Genomic DNA, 20491 nt, shown 5'->3' with positions numbered 1-20491 from the left:
AAGCGTCAGGGTGTGAACGACGATTTGGCTTCGCACATCTAACGCAATGGCCGGGCCCCAAAACGCTCGCGAGCGTTACTGTTCGAAGGTGCGATCTTGTCCAGACACGTGATCGCGCATTATTGGCGCATGGAGCCTCAGCCTCGCGTTTTTTACTATGATCAAGGCTCAGCCAATCCACCAGGCCACTCCCAATGAACAGCTTTCTGGCGCAGGCACAAAACAATCAATGGTCGAATCGACGTTTGCTCTCAGCCTGCTTCGCGTTAAGCCAGGAGGAATACGTGGCCAAGCGAACCAGTTTCTTTCCTTCGATTGAAAAGACGCTTCTGCATATAGTGGACGTCGATCAGTTCTATCTCGCCGCGCTGGAGTTCGACATCGAGGGACAACGCAACGAACTTCCTGACACCTTGTCGCTGCACGCGTTGTCGCAGCTCCAAGCCGCGGCAGATGCACGGCTGATCGCGTATTGCGAAAGGCTGGACGATCAGTCATTGAGTCGCCAGGCAAGGGTTGTCCGGGCCGAGGGAATCGTGCTCGAACGCGTTGACTGCCTGTTGCTGCACCTGTTTCAGCATCAGATCCATCACAGGGGGCAGGTTCACGCCATGCTGTCAGGAACCCGAGTCGCACCGCCGCAGCTGGATGAGTTTTATCTTGATGCAGACCTTCCGCTGCGAGCGATGGACGAAGAGCGTTTCAGCTGGCCGACGGGGAACATTTAAAAAGAGCCATCCTCTTTCGACGCGTGTGTGACAGACGGCTGTCGAAAGCAGTCGTTTGCCGAAAGCCTGCAACGATGCTCAGCGATCGAGGGGCTGTGGAGCTTCGATTTCCAAAATGCTCCCAGCCGTTTCGAGCAAGCAGCGCGGGAACGAGATGTGGAGCTGTAATCAAGCGTCCGTCATACCGACTCTGGCGCGGTGCCGACGGTAAGCTGACAACGGCACTCCGCCCTGGCTGATGTCATCGATCTCGTGCTCGTGGAAGATCACGGTCGTGTCTTCACGAGGCTTGCCCATGACGTTAAAGAGCAGATCGGCGATGCCCTTATAGACGGCCGCCTTCTGGTCGGCAGTGGTTCGGTCCGCGCCCGGCGTTGTGCCTTCCCGGGTCACCAGAATGTTTACGATTGGCATTGGGAAACTCCAGGGTAATGAGGGGAGCGCGCTTGGCGCCCTCCTCCAAAGGCTTTAACGGCCGGCGATAAGGCCGCCATCAACGTGCAGGATCTCGCCGGTCGAGAAGGCAGCGTCCTCAAGGTAAAGAACGGCACGGACGATGTCCTCGACTTCACCCAGCTTGTTCATGGGATGGAAGGCTGCCAATTGCTCGACAATTTCAGGGTTGTGCATTGGGGTGCGAATAACACCAGGCGCGACGGCATTCACGCGAATCCCTCGGGTGGCGTATTCGATCGCCAGACTCTTGGTAGCCGAATTCATGCCGCCTTTAGTGAGCATGGCAATAAGGGCAGGTGAACGCGAACTGGCGAACTCTGCCGTCGAGGCAGTGATCTGAACGACGTGGCCGCTGCCTTGCTCAAGCATCACGGGAATGACGGCTTGGGTGGTGAAGTAAAAGCCGTCGACGTTGGTTCTCAACTTCAGGCGGTAGTCTTCTTCTGTGTAGTCGGTAAACGCTTTGCCGATGAAGATGCCAGCGTTGTTGACCAGCGTGTCGATGCGGCCAAAGCGCTCCAGCGCCGCTGCTACCAACCGCTTGCTCGTCCCGGGATCGCCAATATCCCCGGCGACGGTGATCAAGTCAGGATCGGTGGACGGTTTTATCGAGCGCGAGGTAGCGACGACACCGTAGCCCTTGGCGAGGAACGCATTCACGATGGCCTCGCCCATTCCCTGCGAAGCACCGGTGACGATTGCTACTTTCTTGATGGTTGACATGGCTTTACTCCTCATACGGGTTGGTTGAGGGGACGATAAAGCGTTGTCGCCTGTTCGAAAATTCCCTATCTTCGCTCAATGACTGATCAAAAACGCACAGACCTCGATTGGCAAGACGTCCGCATTTTTCTGGCGCTGGCGCGCTGTGGCAGCTTGTCTGCCGCCGCGCGGATGCTGTCGGTCAACCATGCGACCATCGCGCGCCGCCTCCACGCTCTGGAGGAGACGCTGGGCGAGAAACTCGTGGAGCGCCGCCCTGACGGCTATGCCCTGACGCTGGCCGGTACGCATGCGCTCGAAGCGGCAAGCGACATGGAGCAAGCGGCGCAGGTCCTCAGCCGGGGCAGGCAGGACGGCACGCCTTCGGGCCTCGTCAGAATCAGCGCTTCCCCCGGCCTCGCTGGCAGCTTTCTCATCTCGCGCCTGCCTGCGTTGACAGCCCGTTATCCCAAGCTGGATATAGATCTGTCCCCTGCCCTGCGGTCCATCAGCCTTGACCGACGTGAAGCGGATATTGCCATCCGCTTCGACAAGCCCAAGGACGGCGATATCATCGCGCGTCCGATGGTCGAGGTGGGCTATGGGTTTTATGGGACGGAGGAGGCCTGTCGCTCGTTTGAAGCCGCAGGCAATCTGGTTTTGATCGGCTTCAATGAGGCCGATGGTTACCTGACCCAGGAAAAATGGGTGGCCCGGCATTTCCCTCGTGCTCGCATTGCTTTTCGCGCCAAAGACCAGGCGCTTCATGCGATAGCAGCGCGGTCGGGTATCGGGCTGGCGTTGATTCCACACTATATCGGGCGCGCGGATTCGGCACTGCGGGTATGCGATCTTGGCGCAGTGCGCTCCAGCCGGGAGGTTTTTCTGTTGACGCGCAGTCGCGATCGTAAGGACGCCTCCATCCGGGTCGTGGCCGATGAAGTGGCTGACATGTTTGAGCAGGAACGCGATCTTTTCGTGTGAGTCGCGAAACCGCAGTACAGTTTCTGCCCCCTGCGGCTCGCGGCTTCGCACCCGATCATCCGGTTTGCTCAAACCGGGCTTTGTGGCGGAGTGAAGTAGACGGATGCGTCGTCATCGGATGCGTCTGTCGCGGTGTGATAGCTGGATGCGTCGTCATCCGAGAGATTCTCTGTCTGCACGGCGAGTTGAGCCAGGCGCTCGGCAGGTGTTCCCGAAGACGTCGAGCCTGAGCGCTCTGCCTCGCTCGAGGGTCCGCCGCTGATCGTGGGCTGCGCCTGCTCGCTGTCGAGGCTTCCCCGCACGCTGCTTGCTGGAGATTGGTTGGCGTTGCGTGCCGTGTTATCGGCATTCATGATTCGATTGCCGGTGAGGCTGGTGCGTGCAGGAGAACTCGATTCAGAACCCGCTCGCCGGGACCGCTGACTGGACGTTCTGTCGATACGGCCTGACGCCTCGTCGGGAGCCTCCTCCGCTTGTCCATGCGCTGGCTGAGCGGTCTCTGTCGCGCCCGCCGTATCGGCCGTTGTCCCGCCTTGCGCCATTAAATCCTCAACCAGCTTGTCTGCGACGGCGACGCTCGCGGCATTGGCACCGAACACGACGGCGCCGCCCGCTGTGTTGATGGCGTGTTTTGCAAACGACCCCCAGGCTTGTTGTTGGGCCAACGCGTTGACTGCAGCGCCCTTACCGGCTTCCAGCGCGGCGAAGCCACCGGTCAGTGTGGTGACGTTAGCGGCACCGGAAGCGGTGAAAGTGCCTTTGGCGGTTCTCGACAACGCCCCAAGCGGATCGGTGAGCAATGTGCGCCCCGCGTCGGCCAAACGCCCTCCCGCATTGGTGAGAGGCGTACTGAAGGTGTTTGCGCCCCGCAGTGCTTGCAAGACGTCGAACCAGTCGGTTTCCTGATTCAAGTCCTGTTTGGGTTCGGCATCTCTTCGTCCCAACAGCAGCGCGGGGCCACTGGTGAATTGCTCCGTCCGACGATTGTGGGCGGCGTAGCCGGTGCCGGCGCCAGCGGCTAACCCACCCGTTATGGCAAGGGCGGTATCCAGAATGGGTTCAACCGCAGGATTGAGTTTGGCCGCCACCGGGCCAGCAATCATCCTGGCGGCATTTCGGACAGTGAATGTCTGCGCCTCCTTGGCGTTTTTGATGGCCAGGTTCGCTTTGGTATCGATGCTCTCCAGCGCGACTTTTAAAGACTCATGCAGTTTGTCCCCGGGGGCCTGCAGGTAATACGCATCTTCTCGAAGTTTTTTCATGGACGCGCCGCCGACCTGATCGATCACTGACGCCGCCGCGAGAGAGATCGCCCCTTGCGCGGCCGCTTTCGCCACCGGATGTTGTATGTTTGCTCCGGCGCCTGTGATGGCGGGAATGGTGGCCTGGAGCGTCGATGCCAGAGCAAATGGCAAGCCGCCAACCGTCCCCGACACCATTGACGCGTTACGGTCCATCTTCTTCGCTTTATCCATCACCGTTTGAAGCTCTTCGAACGAGATGTTCTCTTCCATCAGTTTGTTGACTCGGCTCTCGATGATCCGATCAATTTCTCCCCGATGTGGCGATTCTGCCTCCAGACGGTCCCGATAGGGCCTGAACTGCCGGCTTATAAAGTCGGTAAGCAAATGCCGCATTTCACGGGAGTCGTTCACAGCCGCGGCACTCACCTGTCCGGATTGGGGATGACCTTGTCCCACGCAAGCATGATCGGTGACGGCATTTGCACCCGACCCCTCTTGGCGTTCGATGGAGGGTGAGGAATCGGGGGTTTGCTGGCCAGACACGCGCATGGTGAAGTCCTCTTTGGTAATACGGATGCATCGCTGCTAACCGCAATGGTTATTCAAAGAGGTGTGTGGCCTACCGCGTCATTCCGGTTCCGGTGCAAACGTCGGTATTTGACGGTTGTGTTTCAGGATGATGACTCGCCTCCTGTCCCACGGCCGCGTTGCGCTAAAGGCGCCGATCAAGGCGCTGCTGTCTGGCCCGCAGAATCGTCCCGAGACTCGCCACGCAGCTGCGAGAGGCTTGCCGCCAGTTCATTCTTGCGAAACGGCTTGGTGAGCCGAGGAAGATCCGGGTCAAGGCCCTCACGTTCTGCATAGCCGGAAATGAGAAGGATCGGGGTTCCTGGCCTGGAGGTACGAACCACCCTCGCCAGGTCGGTCCCGTTTATGCCCGGCATCAGATGGTCCGTGACAAGCAGGTCGAACGCCTCCCCGGCCTCCATCAGCCCAAGAGCTTCTTCGCCTGACGCCGCCTCGATCACGCCATAGCCCAGTTCGGCCAGCATGTACGCTGTACTGGTGCGTACCAGTTCTTCATCATCGACCAACAGCGCAAGCCCACTCGTCAGCTGCGGCTCCAATGCGTCCACGATGCGCAAAGCCGGTGCCGGCTCGGTCATGCTGCGCGGCAGCCAGAGTTCTACGTTTGTGCCGAGACCGGGTGCGCTCTGAATCGTGAGTGCGCCGTTCAACTGCGATGCCAGCCCATGCACCATCGAAAGGCCGAGGCCAGTACCTTTGCCAACGCCCTTGGTGGAAAAGAATGGCTCCACGGCGCGAGCCAGCGTCGCCGCGTCCATGCCAATGCCGGTGTCCGCGACGGACAGACACAGGTAGTCGCCCGCCCCAAGCTTGGAACGGTGACCCGTGCCGACCCGCTCGGTGCTGGCAGAGATGCGCATCGTCCCGCCCTCAAGCATCGCGTCGCGCGCGTTCACGGAAAGATTGAGAAGGGCCATTTCGAGCTGATTCAAATCTGCAATGGCCGCAGGCAGATCCTCTGGCACATCGATGACCACCTTGATTTGCGGCCCCGTCGTGCTGGCCACGAGATCGCCCATATCGCCCACCAGCTTCGCCACGTCGACGGGAACCGTGCGCAGCGGTTGACGCCGTGCGAAGGCAAGCAACCGTTGCACAAGGGTCTTTGCACGTTCAGCCGATTGCACCGCGCCAGAAATCAGCCGCTGCTCCCGTTCGCCGCCTACGCCTCGTCGCTGAAGCATGTCGAGGGTGCCGACAATGGGTGTGAGCAGGTTGTTGAAATCGTGGGCCACACCGCCGGTAAGCTGCCCCATCGCTTCCATCTTCTGGCTTTGACGCAGCGCTTTTTGCGCCTCTTCCCGTTCGGCAATGGCTTGCGCAACCCTTCCTTCAAGGGTGGCATTGAGCTCTCGCAGTTTCTCCTCGGCGACCTTGCGCGGGGTGATTTCGATCGCAGTGCCGGTCACGCGCAAGCAGCGGCCGGCCGTATCGAACACGCCCCGGCCCTTGGCCGCCACCCAGCGAACGATGCCGTCTTCGCGGCCAATCGTGCGGTAGTCGACTTCGTACAGCGCGCGGCGTTCAGGGTCAACGGCCGCCGTGAAGGCTTCAATGGTTGCGTCCCTGTCCTCGGGGTGCAAACCGTCATAGAAGTCTTGCAGCGTGACGGGCACGTCAGCCGAGATGCCGAACATCGCTTTCGTCTGCGATGGCCAGATCAGCGTGTTGCGCACGAAATCCACGTCCCAGAAACCCACATCCGCATGGTCAACCGCCAGGCGCAGTCTCGCCTCGCTGATCCGGTTCGCGGAGTCCGCTCGAGCGCGGAGTGCGACAAGCCCGACCGTGTGCACCACGAAATCAATGATCTCAATATCCGCGGACAACGGCTCACGCGGCCCTTGGTGGTACATGACGAAAGCGCCGAGCACAGCGCCTTGCATCGAACGAATCGGGATTGACCAGCAGAGGTGCAGCCCCTGTCTGATAGCCAGCTGACGCAACTCGCCCCAGAGCGGATCGCCTGAACTGTCGCAAATGAGCACCGGAGCATGACCCAACGGCTCGGTGCCCAAGGCCTCAGAGTGCGGCCCAACGGTGATGCCTTTGACAGCATCGATATAGGCACCCGGCAAGCTTGGGCCGGCGCAATGCTCCACGTGGCGACCGTCCTCGGTCAGGAGCAGGACACTTCCCAGGAAACGGGAGGTGGACAGGTCCTCCACCTCGCGGACGATCGCGTCCAGCGTGACGCTCAGGGCGGTCTCTTGTACCGCCAGTTCCAGGATGCGGTTCTGCGCAGCCCCAAGCGCGGCCTCGCGATTGCGCGCTTGGGTGAGGCGAGCGTTTTCGATGGCGATCGTGGCCAGCCGCGCCAGACTTTCCAGGCGCTCGATCGTATCGCAATCGTGATCACGAACCTGCGACCAGTAAGCCCCCAGCGCTGCAACGGGGACAGGTCTGCCTATGGGCACCATCACCAGGCTGCGGACGAACGTGGGTGCATAGGCATCCTGCGGGACTCGCGGATCGAGCCTGACGTCAGGGATCACCACCGTCTCGCGGTGACGCATCGCCCACCCCGAAATGCACTGATCGACGAGAAAGCTCTGGCCTTGCCAAAGCGCAGAGACGGCATCTTCAGCCACGTAAGCACAGCGGCCGTCATTTTCGATAACGACTGCAATGCCCTCCGCGCCCACCGTGGCACGCGCCGTGTCTCGCAACACATCGACGACCTCGTCCACCGACGCCGCTCTGACCAGCCTTTCACTGGCATTCAGCACATGAGACAAACGGTCATCAATGACGGGGTTCATCGGAACAGTCGGCAAACAGATCTCCCAACGGCCAGAGAATCTTGTCCGGCGGTCTGGTTCAGGTTGAAGGCGGGGAAAACAGATGCCGTGGCGCGACGCTTTCTTATCGACACGGACGGAAGTCAGTTTCTCAGAAAAGACCCCATCAAGCATCACCCCGAAGCAAGCGTGCGACGGACAGCAGCCGGCTCAGAAACAGCCTGTCGGATTACCTACCCGATCACGGCCGCCTGCTTGCCGGGCACTCGGTCACACCGCAACGACGTCAATGACAGGGAGGGAAATGCATGGAAGGAGACAGCCTTCACGAAAAGCATGAGCGAACACTAGAACGGTTGCAGCCCACTCTCCTGTATCACTGCCCGCCCCTGTGAAGACGTCATGTAGTCGAGTAACGTCTTGGCTTCCATGGGATGAGGGCTGCCCTTCATGACGGCACCGGAGTACAAGACCATCTGCTGCACGTTGTCGGGGATCAAGCCCACAATATCAATGCCGGGCGCGGCTTTGAGTTCACTCAACTGCTGAAACCCCAGTTGAACATCACCGCGCGCCACGGCATTGCCGACGGGTTCGGTGGAGATGGCCCTGCTTTTGAGCACAAAGTTCTGATCAAGCTCCATCCGCGGGAACAGCCAATGTGAAAGGTACATGCCTGTGGGACTGTTGGCGTAAGCGACAGACTCGGCGTTCATCAGCGCCTCGCGCAGGGCATCAACGGTGTCAATCCTGGGCTTCTGAGCGCCGTCCCTGACTGCCATGGCGATCAACGACTGTCCAAGATCAACGCGGGTGGCCGGATCCACCCTGCGTTGCGCAACCAGTCGGTCCATGGACACCCGGTCGGTCAGCACCAGGTCAAACGCACCGGGACTGGGCGCGGGCTCAAACGTATCGGCCAGCGTCACGCCAGCGGGCGGCGCCTTGATGATGTCCAGGTGAATAGCGCGGCCTTTTTCGTAGTCAGGCGCGATGGCCTGAGCCGCACCGATGAAACCGCTGGAGCAGAGCAACCTCAGGGTCACTGGACCTTCTGCGGGCTTGTCGGCGGCGTGGCTCAGGCCGTTGCAAAGAAGAAGGCAGGTCAGCAAAACGGGTCTGAAGCACGGGTGCATGGCAGGCGAATCCTCGTCCGGAAAACCTTCACGCTAAAGCAGCGTTCCACCTCCCCCGTGTTAACCCGCGTTAAGAAAAATTTACTTTAACGGACAAACGTACCGGCCCACCTTGCGCCTGCCGTTAGAATGTACGCCCCCCACTCTGGAGTTCAGAATGAATCGTGCGTTAGTCATCGAGGACGACGAAGTCACCGCACACGCCATCATGACCGAGCTTGACGCCCATGGCTTCCAGGCTCAATGGGCGGACAACGGACGCGACGGTCTCGCGCTGGCCATCGCAGGAGGCCATGACGTCATTACCCTGGATCGCATGCTGCCCGATTTTGACGGACTGACAATCGTCAGCACGCTGCGGCAGTTGTCCATTCAGACCCCGGTGCTGATGATCAGCGCCCTGTCGGACGTCGACGAGCGGGTTCGAGGTCTGCGCTCCGGTGGCGACGACTACCTGACCAAACCGTTCTCGATGATCGAAATGATTGCGCGCCTCGAGGTGCTGCTTCGTGACCCGGCGCCCGGTGAAACGGAACATTGCCTGCGCTTCGGCGGGCTGCAGATGAACCTGATTGCCCAGACGGTGACGCTTGACGGTCAGGCAATCGCGCTGCTTCCCACCGAATTCAAACTGCTGACCTACCTGATGCGCAACGCCGGTCAGTTGGTCACGCGCACCATGTTGTTCCAGGAAGTCTGGGGTTACCACTTCGATCCCGGCACCAACATCATCGAGGTGCACCTCGCGCGCTTGCGTAAAAAAATAGAAGGACCGGGCGCGCCCGCCATCCAGACGATTCGTGGGTCAGGCTATGTCCTCGTCGACAAGGACTGAACGCTGGCGGTCCAGCGGCAGCCGTCTGATCGGTCTGTATGCGTTGTTCTTCGTGGCCTGGGGTGCCGTTTTCACCGGAGTACTGTACTGGGAGATCACGCGCTACCTGGGCACCGTGGCCGAGCGAACGCTGATGCAACGCGCGCATTATTATCAAAAAGTCAGCGATGCGGCGCTGGTGTCCGAGCTCGCCGGAAGTGAGGTGTACTCCACGCCGGGCATCGATGCTTACGGGTTGTTCGAAGCCAACGGCGCCCACCTGACCGGTGACTTGCTCAAATTGCGCTCCAACCTTCCCGACGATGGACAGGTGCATTATCTGGAGCGCGGTTTAAGCATCGCGTTGCCCAATGAAGAAACCCGCAGCAGCTATGCACTGCGGCTGGATCGCGCGGATGGCAGGATCCTGATCCTCGCGCGCGACGGAGGCTCGATCTCCGCCGTGGGAGGCATTATCGGGCAGGCCCTGTTCTGGGGGTTGTCGCTGACGCTGGTGCCGGGGCTGATCGGCTGGCGCCTGTTGCGAAGACGCCCCATCAGGCGCGTGGAGCGGTTGCAGCGCAGCACCGAACGCATCGTATCGGGCAACCTGCGTGAGCGGCTGCCGCTCTCGGCCCGCCGCGATGAACTCGACATGCTGGCCAGCGCCGTCAACACCATGCTCGAACACATCGAGCAACTGATGCTGGAGGTCAAAGGTGTGTGTGACGGCATTGCCCATGACCTGCGAACCCCACTGACCCGGTTGCGGGCCCGCCTGTATCAGCTGCAAAAACTGCCGCTGCAGCAGGCCCATGTCGATACGCTGAACCTGGCACTGGAGGAAAGCGAATCGATCATGTCGCGCTTTCAGGGCCTGCTTCGAATATCTGAGCTGGAGGACACCCGACGGCGCTCGGCCTTCGAAGCATTTCAGCCCGCGCGGCTGCTAAAGCAGGCTCACGAGTTTTATGAGCCGCTTGCCCATGAGAAACACCAGCAATTGATCCTGCAGACGCCTGATGAATGCCCAATGCTGGAGGGTGATACCTCTCTGCTGTTCGAGGCGTTGGTGAACCTGATGGACAACGCGATCAAATTCACTCAACCGGGAGGCCACATCTGCCTGCGCTGCGTGCGAAAGGAGCACAGCCTGAGTATCGAGGTGCAGGACAACGGCCCAGGCATCCCGCACCACGAACGCAACAGTGTGACCCGACGTCTCTACCGCGGCGATCAGTCCCGGCAGCAACCGGGCAACGGGCTCGGCTTGTCACTGGTGGCTGCGATTGCCCGACTCCACGGATTCGGGCTGGACATCAAAGCAGGCGTCGACGGACGCGGTACCCGAGTGACACTCGAATGTCCTCTGCACGATGCTCGGCACGGCGCTTCTTAAACTTTTCTTAACCCTGCTTAATTGGTCGCTGTTTTTGCGCTGATCTAGGTTGTCGCACCTCGCGTCTAACCAAGGCTTTCTGTTCGTGAAACACCTGACCCCACGGCTCGTCCTGACTCTTGCGTTGACTCACTGGCCGACAGTGTTCGCCGCTCCCGTTCCCTCAGGCCCCATGACACCTTCGGCGCCTCAGCTTCATGCAAAATCCTGGGTGCTGATGGATGCAGGCAGCGGGGACGTGATCACCAGCCATGATGCAAATGAACACCTGCCCCCTGCCAGCCTGACCAAATTGATGACGGTGTACGTCGCGACCAACGAGATACAGAGCGGCCGATTGCGATCCGACGATGAAGTCACCATCAGTGAAAACGCCTGGCACACCGAGGGCTCGCGCATGTTCCTCGATCCGCGAAGCAAGGTGGCGGTCCATGACCTGTTGCGCGGGATCGTCATCGACTCGGGCAATGACGCCAGCGTCGCGCTCGCCGAGCACATCGCTGGCGATGAAACCAGTTTCGCCGGCTTGATGAACGCAACGGCAAAGCGGCTGGGGCTCGACGACACGCACTTCCTGAACCCGACCGGCCTGCCCGCGCCAGATCACTATTCCTCAGCGCTGGACATGGCGAAGCTCGCTCGGGCGATCATCAACGACGAGTCCGCTTACTACCCGCTGTATAAACAAAAGCACTTCACCTGGAACGGGATACGCCAACCCAATCGCAATCTGCTGTTGTGGCGGGACGAGTCCGTGGACGGCCTGAAAACCGGGCATACCGAGGCAGCGGGCTATTGTATGGTCACCTCTGCCCTGCGCGACGGTCATCGATTGATCACGGCAGTATTTGGCTCCACCTCGATGAAAAATCGCGCCAATGACGCTGAAAAACTGCTGAGCTACGGCTTTCGCTTCTTCGACACCCAAACCTATGTGAAGGCGGCTCAGGTCCTGTCCAACCCGATGCTCTGGAAAGGCGAAGACCGGACGCTGCCCGTAGGGTCGCTGGATGATATTTCCCTGACCCTGCCAAAGGACCGGAATCGCAAAGTCGATCTCCGCTTCAACATCGACCACCCTCTCGTCGCCCCCATCGCCATGGGCACCGTGGTCGGCAGCCTGGACCTGTACGACGGCGATAAGAAACTGGCGACGCGGCCTTTGATCGCCCTGGAAGAAGCGCCTGAGGGCGGCTGGTGGAAGCGGACCTGGGACACCGTGCGGCTGTTCTTCCTGAACATGTTCGGACAAGGAGAATCGGACCAATAAGCCAATGCCAGCTGGCAGGATCCGGTCAAAGATCCTGCCGGATTATCGCGAGTTATCAAAGCCACAAGGGCTGGCCTCAAGGAGGGACGTGACCAGCCCTTGATGGATTAAACACAGGTTTTTTATCCTCAGCCCTTTATTTGGAAACGATTGATTCCTATACTCGCGCCATGACTACGAAAAATGACTTCTCCGTCCGGCCAGGTCGGCCGCGTGAATTTGACACCGACGCGGCGCTGGACAAAGCGATTACACGCTTCAGTGAATATGGGTTTCACGGCACCTCGATCTCGGACTTGAACACGTGCCTGGGCCTGACGTCGGGCAGCATCTACAAGGCCTGGGGCGACAAACGCGGCCTTTTTCTGGCAGCACTTGATCGCTATTTGACCCGACGGGCAGAGGCGATTGCCGCCTGCCTGGAGAGCAAGCGCTCTGGACGCGACAAAATCGAAGCGCTGCTCATTCACTACGCGCACCTCAGTTGCGAGGCTGCAGGCCGCACAGGATGCCTGGTCGTCGAAACCGCGGTTGAGCTTTCGCGGGCTGATAGCGAGATTGCACGCTTGATCGGCGCGCAGCAGGACAGGCGAGAAGCCCAGCTCCGCCGCCTGATCGAGGAAGGTCAGTCAGATGGCTCCGTTCGTGAGGAGCTTGATGCCCCGAATCTGGCAAAGCTGCTCTTGGTCCTCCAGCAAGGCATGCGGGTAGTGGGCAAAACGGGCTCAGACACCGAACAGATGCTCGCAATGGTGAACGAACTGATGGGACTGCTGGAGTAAACATTTAGTCAATTAGGAAACGATCAATTCCATTTTGGGAGATACCATGAAGATTCGATCAGAACAACCAACGTATGTGGGCACGGATTTCATGGTGCGCACAGATTTCTGGCAGCGATTCCGCCACGCAAGTACGCAGATCAGCGGAGTCAATATTCACTACGTCGAGGGCGGCGCAGGCCCGACGCTTCTGCTGATACCTGGCTGGCCGCAGAGTTGGTATGCATGGCGTTACGTAATGCCCCAATTGGTGGATGCCGGTTACCGAGTGATTGCGGTTGATCCCCGCGGCATGGGGGAAAGCGATGCGCCGGCAGGCAATTATGATCTGCGGACCGTCGCCACTGAGTTGCATCAGTTTGCAGAAAAAATCGGCCTGTTTGATGAAGGCCCGATCCATGTTGCGGGGCACGATGTGGGCACCTGGATTGCCTATGCGTGGGCTGCGGACTGGCCTGCAGACATCCGGCGCGTCGCGTTGCTTGACGCACTGATTCCCGGCGTTTCAGCGCCGCGCACTGATTTGCCGTCCGACGAGGCCAACCGGCGCAGTTGGCATTTTGCGTTCAACCAACTCGACGACCTTCCTCAATTGCTGATATCGGGTCGCGAACAGGCATTCCTGACCTGGCTGTACAAGGCCAAGGCGCTGCAACCCTGGACCATTACCCCTGAAGACATTGCCGTCTATGCGCGCCAGCTTGCCGCCCCCGGGGCATTGCAAGCGGTCACCGGGTACTACCAGTCAGCGCTGTCACCGGAAGGGGTTGCCGCTAACCGACGTCGCGCTGAAACGCCGCTCAATATTCCGGTATTGGCCCTGGGGGCAGAGCGAGGGGTGGGCGATCATATCGTCAAAGTCCTGCGCGCCTTGGCCACCGATGTACAGGGTGATGTGATCCTCAACGCGGGCCATTACCTGCCGGAAGAGGCTGCGAATCGGATAGCCGATGAGTTGATCGGCTTTTTCGGCAATCAAGAAGAGTAGCGATGCTTCTATTCTTTTTTCTGGCTGCTGCGGCAGGCGGGAGTATCGCCGCGCTCTGAAAAATCCCGGCTCAACCAAGCTCGATCAGCATGTCCAGAAAAGCGCGCACCGCAGGATTACTGCGACGGCTCTCGGGCCAGATGGCGGTGATGTTGTGCCGATGCACCGCGAACTCGGACAGTACAGGCACCAGCTCCTGTCGCCTCACCCTCGGGGCGGCCATGAAGCTCGCCGCCAAGCCTATCCCCGCCCCCGCTGCGATGGCCGCCAGAACGGCTTCGCTCGCATCCAGGACGACAGGCGATGACGGCAGCCGCTCGATCTCCTTGTCGCCCACCCGAAACGGCCAGCGCAAGGTCTGGCCGGTGCTTTGATAGCGCAGGTTGACCGTCTCGTGCTCCACCAGATCATCGGGGTGCTGAGGCGTGCCGCACCTGGCCAGATAATCCGGCGAAGCGTAACAGCAGAGGGTGTACGGCAAGAGCCGGCGGGACAACAGGGACGAGTCCGAAAGCTCACCAATCCTCACCGCCAGATCAATGCCCTCGCCAATCAGGTCGACGATCTGGTCACTCAGCCGAACGTCGAGCAGCACCTTGGGGTGGCGTTGCCGAAACGCCGTGATGACGGGCGCTATCACGTGCAGCCCAATGGGAAGTGACGTCGCGATCCTCAACGTGCCCGCCGGCTCGGAGCGCGCGGACTTCGCCACCTGCTCGATCTCTTCGGCCTGGCGCAACAGCTGCAACACCCGCTCGTGAAGATCGCGACCTTCGGCGGTGAAGACCAGCGAGCGCGTGGTGCGGGTGAACAATGACACGCCGAAATGATGCTCAAGCCGCTGGATGCTTTTGCTGATCGCGGAGGGTGAAACGGACAGCGAGCGGGCCGCCGCTCTGTAGCTGCCCAGAGAGCCTGCGCGGGCGAATGCGATCATCCCGCTCAGTCGTTCAAATCCGATTGGTTCCTTCATGGCACCATTGAAACGAATTGCAACCTTATTATCAACCCGACCATTGAGGCTTACGCTGAGTCATCCCCATTGATCTGCACGAGGTTGCGATGAACGACACGATGAAAGCGGTGCTGCTACGGGAATTTGGCGGGCCGGACGTCCTGCGTTACGAAGAGGCGCCCACACCCATTCCCCAACGTAACGAAGTGCTCGTCCGTGTGCACGCGGCCAGCCTCAACCCGCCCGACCTCTATTTGCGCGACGGCTATCGGGCGTTGCCACCAGCGTGGCGTCCAGACGCGCGATTCCCCCTGATTTTGGGTACCGATGTTTCAGGAGAGGTCATTGCCGTTGGCGACAGCGCCTCCCGCTTCAGCGTCGGTGACGAAGTCTATTCAATGGTGCGTTTTCCGGAAGACGTGATGACCGGCAGCGGCGCTTACGCTCAGTTCGTTCGCGTCCATGAGGACGAGTTGGCCTTCAAACCCCAGGGCATCGATCATGTGCAGGCTGCCGGCGCGCCCATGTCGTTGCTCACGGCCTGGCAATTCCTGATTGACCCCGGCCATGACGCGCCGAACCCGTTCCAGGCATTTCGGCATGCACCCGTCCCGCTGAAAGGCAAAACGGTGCTGGTCAACGGTGCTGGAGGGGGTGTGGGGCATTTGGCGTTGCAGGTTGCTAAATGGCAAGGAGCGCGTGTGATCGCGGTGGCCTCTGGCAAACACGAGAACCTGCTCCGCGAATTGGGCGCCGACGCCTTTATCGATTACACAAAGACCGCCGCCGACGCTGCAGCAACGGATGTGGATCTCGTGATTGACGCCGTCGGCGGCGAGAACATGGAACGCTTTCTGCGCGTGATCAAACCGGGCGGCGCCCTCTTCCTGGTCAATCCGCTGGGGTTCTGCGGGCATGAAGAAGCCGCCCATCGAACTGTCACGGTGTCGTCGACGCAGGTGCGCTCCAATGGAACACAACTGGCCGAGGCCGGTCGGCTGCTGGATGACGGCACGCTGCGTGTGGTGATTGACAGCACATTTGCACTGGCCCAGGCAGCGGATGCACACCACCGCGCTTCACAGGGCGGTATCCAGGGCAAGATCGTGCTCATCGCCTGAGTCATCGATGCCCTCGAAGATGAGCCGGCGTTAGAGGCATCACCTCACCCCATTTTTTCGGCTCGCTGTAACCAGAGCCTGAAAGCAAGCGAATTAACTTCCGGGCGTGGTCGCCAGTGTTATCCGTCTGGGTATCAAGGTCCGCGCGCCAACCGCCCGGAAAGAGACAACTCGCCTCTCCGGATCATCGCCTTCCACGGCCCTCGCGACCCTCCGGAATTGATATGCAACCTGACGTAACCCACTTCTCCTGCACTGGCTGTGGCGTCTGCTGCAAAGGAAGACTTATACCGCTCACGCTGGATGAAACCCGACAATGGTTGCGTCGAGGACATGATGTGTCGGTGATCGTTGAAGCCTTCGATGAGTCGAACTGGGCAGGCTCCTCGCTGCAATTCTCCCACGCCTCAGGCCGGTCCGTGACCGTACGCAGCGGGGATGCTACGGTCCAGTTGATCGCTCTATTCGCAGGGCGAGCCCTTGAGCAATGCCCAAACCTGAAGGACGACAACCTCTGCGGTATCTATGAAGAACGACCGCTGGTTTGCCGCATCTACCCCATGGAAATCAACCCGTTCATTCCCCTGGTCAAAGAAAAAAAGGCATGCCCGCCCGAAGCGTGGCAGAGCGATGACGTGATCTGCACCGATGGGCGCGCTGACTCAACGATGGAAGCACTCATCCACCAGTCCCGGCAGGCAGACAGGGACGATGCGGCAACCAAGGTCGCCATCTGCGCAGCGCTGGGGTTGAATGTCGCCGGCTGGAAGGATGACGCGCTGGTGGTCTACTTCCCGGAGCGGGCCCGACTGCTCGAAGCCATTGATCGTGCAGGGGACGGCTCGGCGCTGGCATCGGAAACACAGTGGCGGGTACGAGTGGACAAGCCTTCGTTACGCAACAGGTTGACTCACGCGGCCATTGAGCTGGCTGACAACGAACCGGCCCATTACATTTTTCATGAACTGTGAAAGCGTCTGTGCCCCGCGTAGCAGCTGTGAATCATTGCAGTGCCGGCTCAAATCGCGCTCCACGTCACAGGGATCAATGACGCTCGCACGCCCACAGTTCAATGCCGGGTTGGCGCGCGTCGGGCGCGCCCACCCAGGTGCTCATTGCCTGACACCGATCCTCAAAGCACAGCTGATAATCACCGGCTTCCGGCGTTCGGCCCAGTTTCAAGGGTTGCAGAGGACTCAGTTGGCGGCGGTAGTGCCAGCTGCCGTTTCTCAGGAAGGCGTCATCGGGGATTTCCATCCCCGCGCCATTGCCGCGCACGCGGGCCTCGCCCAGCACCAAGCCCTGCTCGGTGACACGGTAGTCTTCTTCCCAGCGGATTTTCTCGATGGTGTGGTTCCACGCCAGCGTGAAGCTGGAGAGAGGAAGTTGGGCCCAGACCACGCCGGCCAGGCCCAGGCACAGTCCGATCATGCGTTGGCGACGGCGGTATGGCGTGAACGCCAGAGGTGCTGACCGATGACCAAAGCGCCCAGCACGAAGCCAGCTTCGTCGGTCAGCGGCAACGCCACCACCAGCAACGCGCCTGCGGCAAAGGCCAGCAACCGTTCCCACATCGGCATTTTCACGTTCAGATAACCCGTCGATGCCATGCCCCACAGACCCACCGCCAACACGGTTTTGATCAGCATATAGGCGGTCATCCACAGATTGCCGCCTTGCAGCATCAGCGCTGGGTTATAGACCGCCATGAACGGAATCACGAAGCCCGCAAGCGCAATTCGCACCGCCCACAGACTGATCTTGAACCCGGTTTCCTTCGCGATCGGCGCCGCCGCAAAACAGGCCAGTGCGACAGGCGGCGTCAGGTCGGCGAGGATGCCGAAATAGAACACAAACATGTGCGAAACGATGAGCGGCACGCCCAGCTCGAGCAACGCGGGCGCGGCGATGGAGCTGGTGATGATGTAATTGGGAATGGTCGGAATGCCCATTCCCAGCACCAGGCAGGTGATCATCGTCAGAATCAGCGACAGCAACAGGTTGTCCCGGCCGATCGCCAGAATGTAACCCGCAAACGTAGACGCCACCCCCGTCAACGAAACGATCCCGATGATAATCCCGACCAGCGCGCAGGCGATTCCCACCGGAACCGCGTGACGTGCACCGTCGACCAGCGCATGCAGGCAGATCACCAGGGTCTCGCGCCCGCCCTTGATGAACCAGCACACCAATACCAGCGCTGCGATGACGGCGAAGATCACCCCGATACCCAGCTGGAAGAACCCGACGCACAGCACCCCTAGCGCAATCCAGAACGCACAGCGAAGGGCGAAACTCGACACTCTGAGGATAATGGCCGAGCCGAGAATCACGATAGCGGTCAGGGCCAGCCCCACCATGCCGGAAAACAGAGGCGTGCGGCCGGAAAACAACAGATACACCAGCACCAGCAATGGAATCAGCAAATACCAGTTTTCTTTCACGGCACCCAGCGCGCTGGGGCATTGGTCCTTGGGCAGGCCTTTGAGGTTGGAACGCTTGGCCTCCAGATGCACCATCCAGAACACTGAGCCAAAGTAGAGGATCGCCGGAATCAATGCGGCCTTGGCGATCTCCACGAACGGCACATTGATGGTCTCGGCCATGATAAAGGCGACCGCGCCCATGACCGGTGGCATCAATTGGCTGCCCATGCTGGATGTCGCCTCAACGCCACCGGCGAATGCTGCCCGGTAGCCAAAGCGCTTCATCAAGGGAATGGTGAACTGGCCCGTGGTGACGACGTTGGCGATGCCGGAACCTGTAATCGTGCCCATCAGCGCCGAAGACGCGACCGCGACCTTGGCGGGGCCCCCAAGTTTGTGGCCGAACAGCCCCATGGCGAAGTCGGTGAACAGTTTGATCATCCCGGCCTGCTCCAGGAAAGCGCCGAACAGGATGAATAGAAAAATATAGGTCGCAGACACGTAGGTCGGTGTCCCGTAAAGCCCTTCGGTGCCAAACGCCAGCTGATTAACGATCTGGTCAACGCCATAGCCGCGGTGCGCGAGGCCACCCGGCAGGTATTCACCAAACAGGCCATAAGCCAGAAACAGCCCACAGATGATCGGCAGCGCGATGCCCATCACCCGCCGGGCCGCTTCGAACACCAGCGCGATCAGCAGCAGGCCAATCACCATGTCGCTCGTTGTAAGGTCGCCGGAGCGCTGGATCAGATCCGCCTCAAATACCCACTGGTATAACGCGGTGGCGATGCCCGCCAGACTGAGCACCCACGCCAAGGGCTGCCAAGGACGGTTTGTGCCGTGGGCGGGGTAACTGAGAAACACCACCCACAGCAGGAACCCCACGTGAACGGCGCGTAATACCTGGCTTGAGATCGGAGAAAACGCGGCTGTCACGATCTGAAAGATCGAAAACGCCAGCGCGACAAAGAAAAGGGTTCTGGGCCAATCCCGCGGGCTCGCGGGAATGCCGTGATGATCTTCACTCATTGACTGCCTCATGACCGCATTGAACAAGGACGGAAACGGGCGCGGTCACCGAAGCGACACCGCGCCCGTGAGCGTTACAGCGCGCCTTTTTCCTTGTAGTAGCGTTCGGCACCGGGGTGCAGCGGGATTGGCAGGTTCTTGGCCGCGGTTTCCAGCTTGATGTCCTTGGCCGCGGAGTGCGAGTTGCCCAGCCGGGTAAGGTTGTCGAACATCAGTTTGGTCATCTCATACGCCACTTCCTCCGGAACGTCCTCACGGGTGACAAGGATGTTGGTGATGGCCACGGTGGGCACCGCTTCGGGCTGACCGTCGTAGGTATTGGCGGGAATCATCGCGCTTTGATAGGCAGGATTGCCGATTTTGGCGACGACGTCAGTCGGGATGGACACGTAGTTGAGCGGCATCACCGAGGACAGGTCCCGAATCGCCGCCATACCCAACCCCGAAGACTGAAGCGTAGCGTCGAGCTGGCGATTCTTGATCAGCTCGACCGACTCGGCGAATGGCAGGTATTGCACCTTGCCCATGTCCTCATAGGTCAATCCCGCAGCCTTGAAGATGGCCCGTGCGTTGAGTTCGGTGCCAGATTTCGGTGCCCCGACGGAAATGGTCTTGCCCTTGAGGTCAGCGAGGGTCTTGATCCCCGACTCCTTGCTGGCAACGATCTGGATGTAGTTGGGGTAGGCGCCGCCGATGGCGCGGAGCTTGGTCAGCGGTGCTTTGAAACCTGCGTCCTCCACGCCGTTTTTGGCATCGGCAACCGAATCGCCGAGCGCTAGTGCAAGTTCGCCGCGACCGGCCTGCAACAAGTTGAGGTTTTCGACCGAGGCCTTGGTGGCCTGGACGGACGTCTTCGACCCCGGTATCCCGTCGCTGTAGATCTGCGACAGGCCAACGCCAATCGGGTAATAAACCCCGCTGGTGCCTCCGGTCAGGATATTGATGAACACGGGGGCTGCGTGTGCGGCGCTGGTGACAGCCAGCGCGGCTGCCGCGGCCAGGAGGGTGAAACGGGTGGACACTCGCATTGGGAACTCTCCGTCTTGTTATGGCTTTATGCAGAGTCCTTCCAATGTAGTAGATAGATGAGCAGAGGGTGGCAAGTTGATAGCCAATCTGTGAGGTGAT

At 60.2% G+C, this 20491-nt stretch carries 18 protein-coding genes; 9 read left to right on the top strand and 9 right to left on the bottom strand.

Annotated elements, in window-relative coordinates; translation table 11 throughout:
- Positions 1-194: 194 nt before the first annotated feature.
- Entirely contained in the window at positions 195-728 is a 534-nt protein-coding gene (locus tag BLS87_RS00910; RefSeq protein ID WP_074749525.1) for a DinB family protein, read from the top strand.
- A gap of 168 nt (positions 729-896) precedes the next feature.
- Here BLS87_RS00910 and BLS87_RS00905 read toward each other — a convergent pair whose 3' ends face one another.
- Together BLS87_RS00905 and BLS87_RS00900 are read right to left on the bottom strand one after the other, a co-directional pair.
- Complete coding sequence (locus tag BLS87_RS00905; protein WP_074749524.1) at positions 897-1142, bottom strand: tautomerase family protein; 246 nt, start codon at positions 1140-1142, stop codon at positions 897-899.
- Between the two features lie 54 nt (positions 1143-1196).
- Positions 1197-1907: an SDR family NAD(P)-dependent oxidoreductase gene (locus tag BLS87_RS00900; RefSeq protein ID WP_074749523.1), complete on the bottom strand. Its 711-nt coding sequence runs from the start codon at positions 1905-1907 to the stop codon at positions 1197-1199.
- A 78-nt stretch (positions 1908-1985) separates the two neighbouring features.
- Between BLS87_RS00900 and BLS87_RS00895 the strand changes: the two genes are divergently transcribed.
- Positions 1986-2870, top strand: coding sequence for a LysR family transcriptional regulator (locus BLS87_RS00895; RefSeq protein ID WP_074749522.1), 885 nt, complete (start codon positions 1986-1988; stop codon positions 2868-2870).
- 68 nt (positions 2871-2938) lie between these two features.
- On the opposite strand, the gene BLS87_RS00890 is transcribed toward BLS87_RS00895, so the two are convergent.
- From BLS87_RS00890 to BLS87_RS00880, 3 genes are all read right to left on the bottom strand, one after another.
- The gene (locus BLS87_RS00890) at positions 2939-4663 is read right to left on the bottom strand and encodes a hypothetical protein (protein ID WP_074749521.1); all 1725 of its coding nucleotides are present in this window, start codon (positions 4661-4663) and stop codon (positions 2939-2941) included.
- Positions 4664-4839: 176 nt separating this feature from the next.
- Positions 4840-7617 (bottom strand): GAF domain-containing hybrid sensor histidine kinase/response regulator, encoded by a 2778-nt coding sequence (locus BLS87_RS00885; protein ID WP_244165769.1) that lies wholly within the window; start codon positions 7615-7617, stop codon positions 4840-4842.
- A gap of 173 nt (positions 7618-7790) precedes the next feature.
- Entirely contained in the window at positions 7791-8579 is a 789-nt protein-coding gene (locus tag BLS87_RS00880; protein ID WP_074749519.1) for a substrate-binding domain-containing protein, read from the bottom strand.
- A gap of 157 nt (positions 8580-8736) precedes the next feature.
- Here BLS87_RS00880 and BLS87_RS00875 point away from each other — a divergent pair, with 157 nt between their 5' ends.
- The 5 genes from BLS87_RS00875 to BLS87_RS00855 all read left to right on the top strand — a co-directional run bounded on the left by BLS87_RS00875 (position 8737) and on the right by BLS87_RS00855 (position 13832).
- The gene (locus BLS87_RS00875) at positions 8737-9414 is read left to right on the top strand and encodes a response regulator transcription factor (RefSeq protein WP_074749518.1); all 678 of its coding nucleotides are present in this window, start codon (positions 8737-8739) and stop codon (positions 9412-9414) included.
- Complete coding sequence (locus BLS87_RS00870; RefSeq protein ID WP_074749517.1) at positions 9392-10792, top strand: sensor histidine kinase; 1401 nt, start codon at positions 9392-9394, stop codon at positions 10790-10792. The genes BLS87_RS00875 and BLS87_RS00870 overlap by 23 nt, the downstream gene beginning before the upstream one ends.
- 79 nt (positions 10793-10871) lie before the next feature.
- Positions 10872-12062 (top strand): D-alanyl-D-alanine carboxypeptidase family protein, encoded by a 1191-nt coding sequence (locus BLS87_RS00865; RefSeq protein WP_425262192.1) that lies wholly within the window; start codon positions 10872-10874, stop codon positions 12060-12062.
- Between the two features lie 140 nt (positions 12063-12202).
- Positions 12203-12844: a TetR/AcrR family transcriptional regulator gene (locus BLS87_RS00860; protein ID WP_208605124.1), complete on the top strand. Its 642-nt coding sequence runs from the start codon at positions 12203-12205 to the stop codon at positions 12842-12844.
- Between the two features lie 34 nt (positions 12845-12878).
- A complete protein-coding gene (locus BLS87_RS00855; RefSeq protein ID WP_208605123.1) occupies positions 12879-13832 on the top strand; it encodes an alpha/beta fold hydrolase in 954 nt (317 codons plus the stop codon).
- 70 nt (positions 13833-13902) lie between these two features.
- On the opposite strand, the gene BLS87_RS00850 is transcribed toward BLS87_RS00855, so the two are convergent.
- The gene (locus tag BLS87_RS00850) at positions 13903-14769 is read right to left on the bottom strand and encodes a LysR family transcriptional regulator (RefSeq protein ID WP_244165768.1); all 867 of its coding nucleotides are present in this window, start codon (positions 14767-14769) and stop codon (positions 13903-13905) included.
- Between the two features lie 125 nt (positions 14770-14894).
- On the opposite strand from BLS87_RS00850, the gene BLS87_RS00845 reads away from it, so the two are divergent.
- Positions 14895-15908, top strand: coding sequence for an NADP-dependent oxidoreductase (locus BLS87_RS00845; protein WP_074749513.1), 1014 nt, complete (start codon positions 14895-14897; stop codon positions 15906-15908).
- Between the two features lie 224 nt (positions 15909-16132).
- Entirely contained in the window at positions 16133-16879 is a 747-nt protein-coding gene (locus BLS87_RS00840; protein ID WP_074749512.1) for a YkgJ family cysteine cluster protein, read from the top strand.
- Positions 16880-16952: 73 nt separating this feature from the next.
- Here BLS87_RS00840 and BLS87_RS00835 read toward each other — a convergent pair whose 3' ends face one another.
- The 3 genes from BLS87_RS00835 to BLS87_RS00825 form a co-directional block, all read right to left on the bottom strand.
- Positions 16953-17339 (bottom strand): DUF1850 domain-containing protein, encoded by a 387-nt coding sequence (locus tag BLS87_RS00835; RefSeq protein ID WP_074749511.1) that lies wholly within the window; start codon positions 17337-17339, stop codon positions 16953-16955.
- Positions 17336-19363, bottom strand: coding sequence for a TRAP transporter permease (locus tag BLS87_RS00830; RefSeq protein ID WP_074749510.1), 2028 nt, complete (start codon positions 19361-19363; stop codon positions 17336-17338). Before BLS87_RS00830 ends, BLS87_RS00835 begins: the two co-directional genes overlap by 4 nt.
- 74 nt (positions 19364-19437) lie before the next feature.
- Complete coding sequence (locus BLS87_RS00825; RefSeq protein ID WP_074749509.1) at positions 19438-20391, bottom strand: TAXI family TRAP transporter solute-binding subunit; 954 nt, start codon at positions 20389-20391, stop codon at positions 19438-19440.
- Between the last annotated feature and the right edge of the window lie 100 nt (positions 20392-20491).

It is taken from the genome of Pseudomonas abietaniphila, from assembly GCF_900100795.1.
GTDB lineage: Bacteria > Pseudomonadota > Gammaproteobacteria > Pseudomonadales > Pseudomonadaceae > Aquipseudomonas > Aquipseudomonas abietaniphila.
This window is presented reverse-complemented; position numbering and strand designations above follow the sequence as displayed.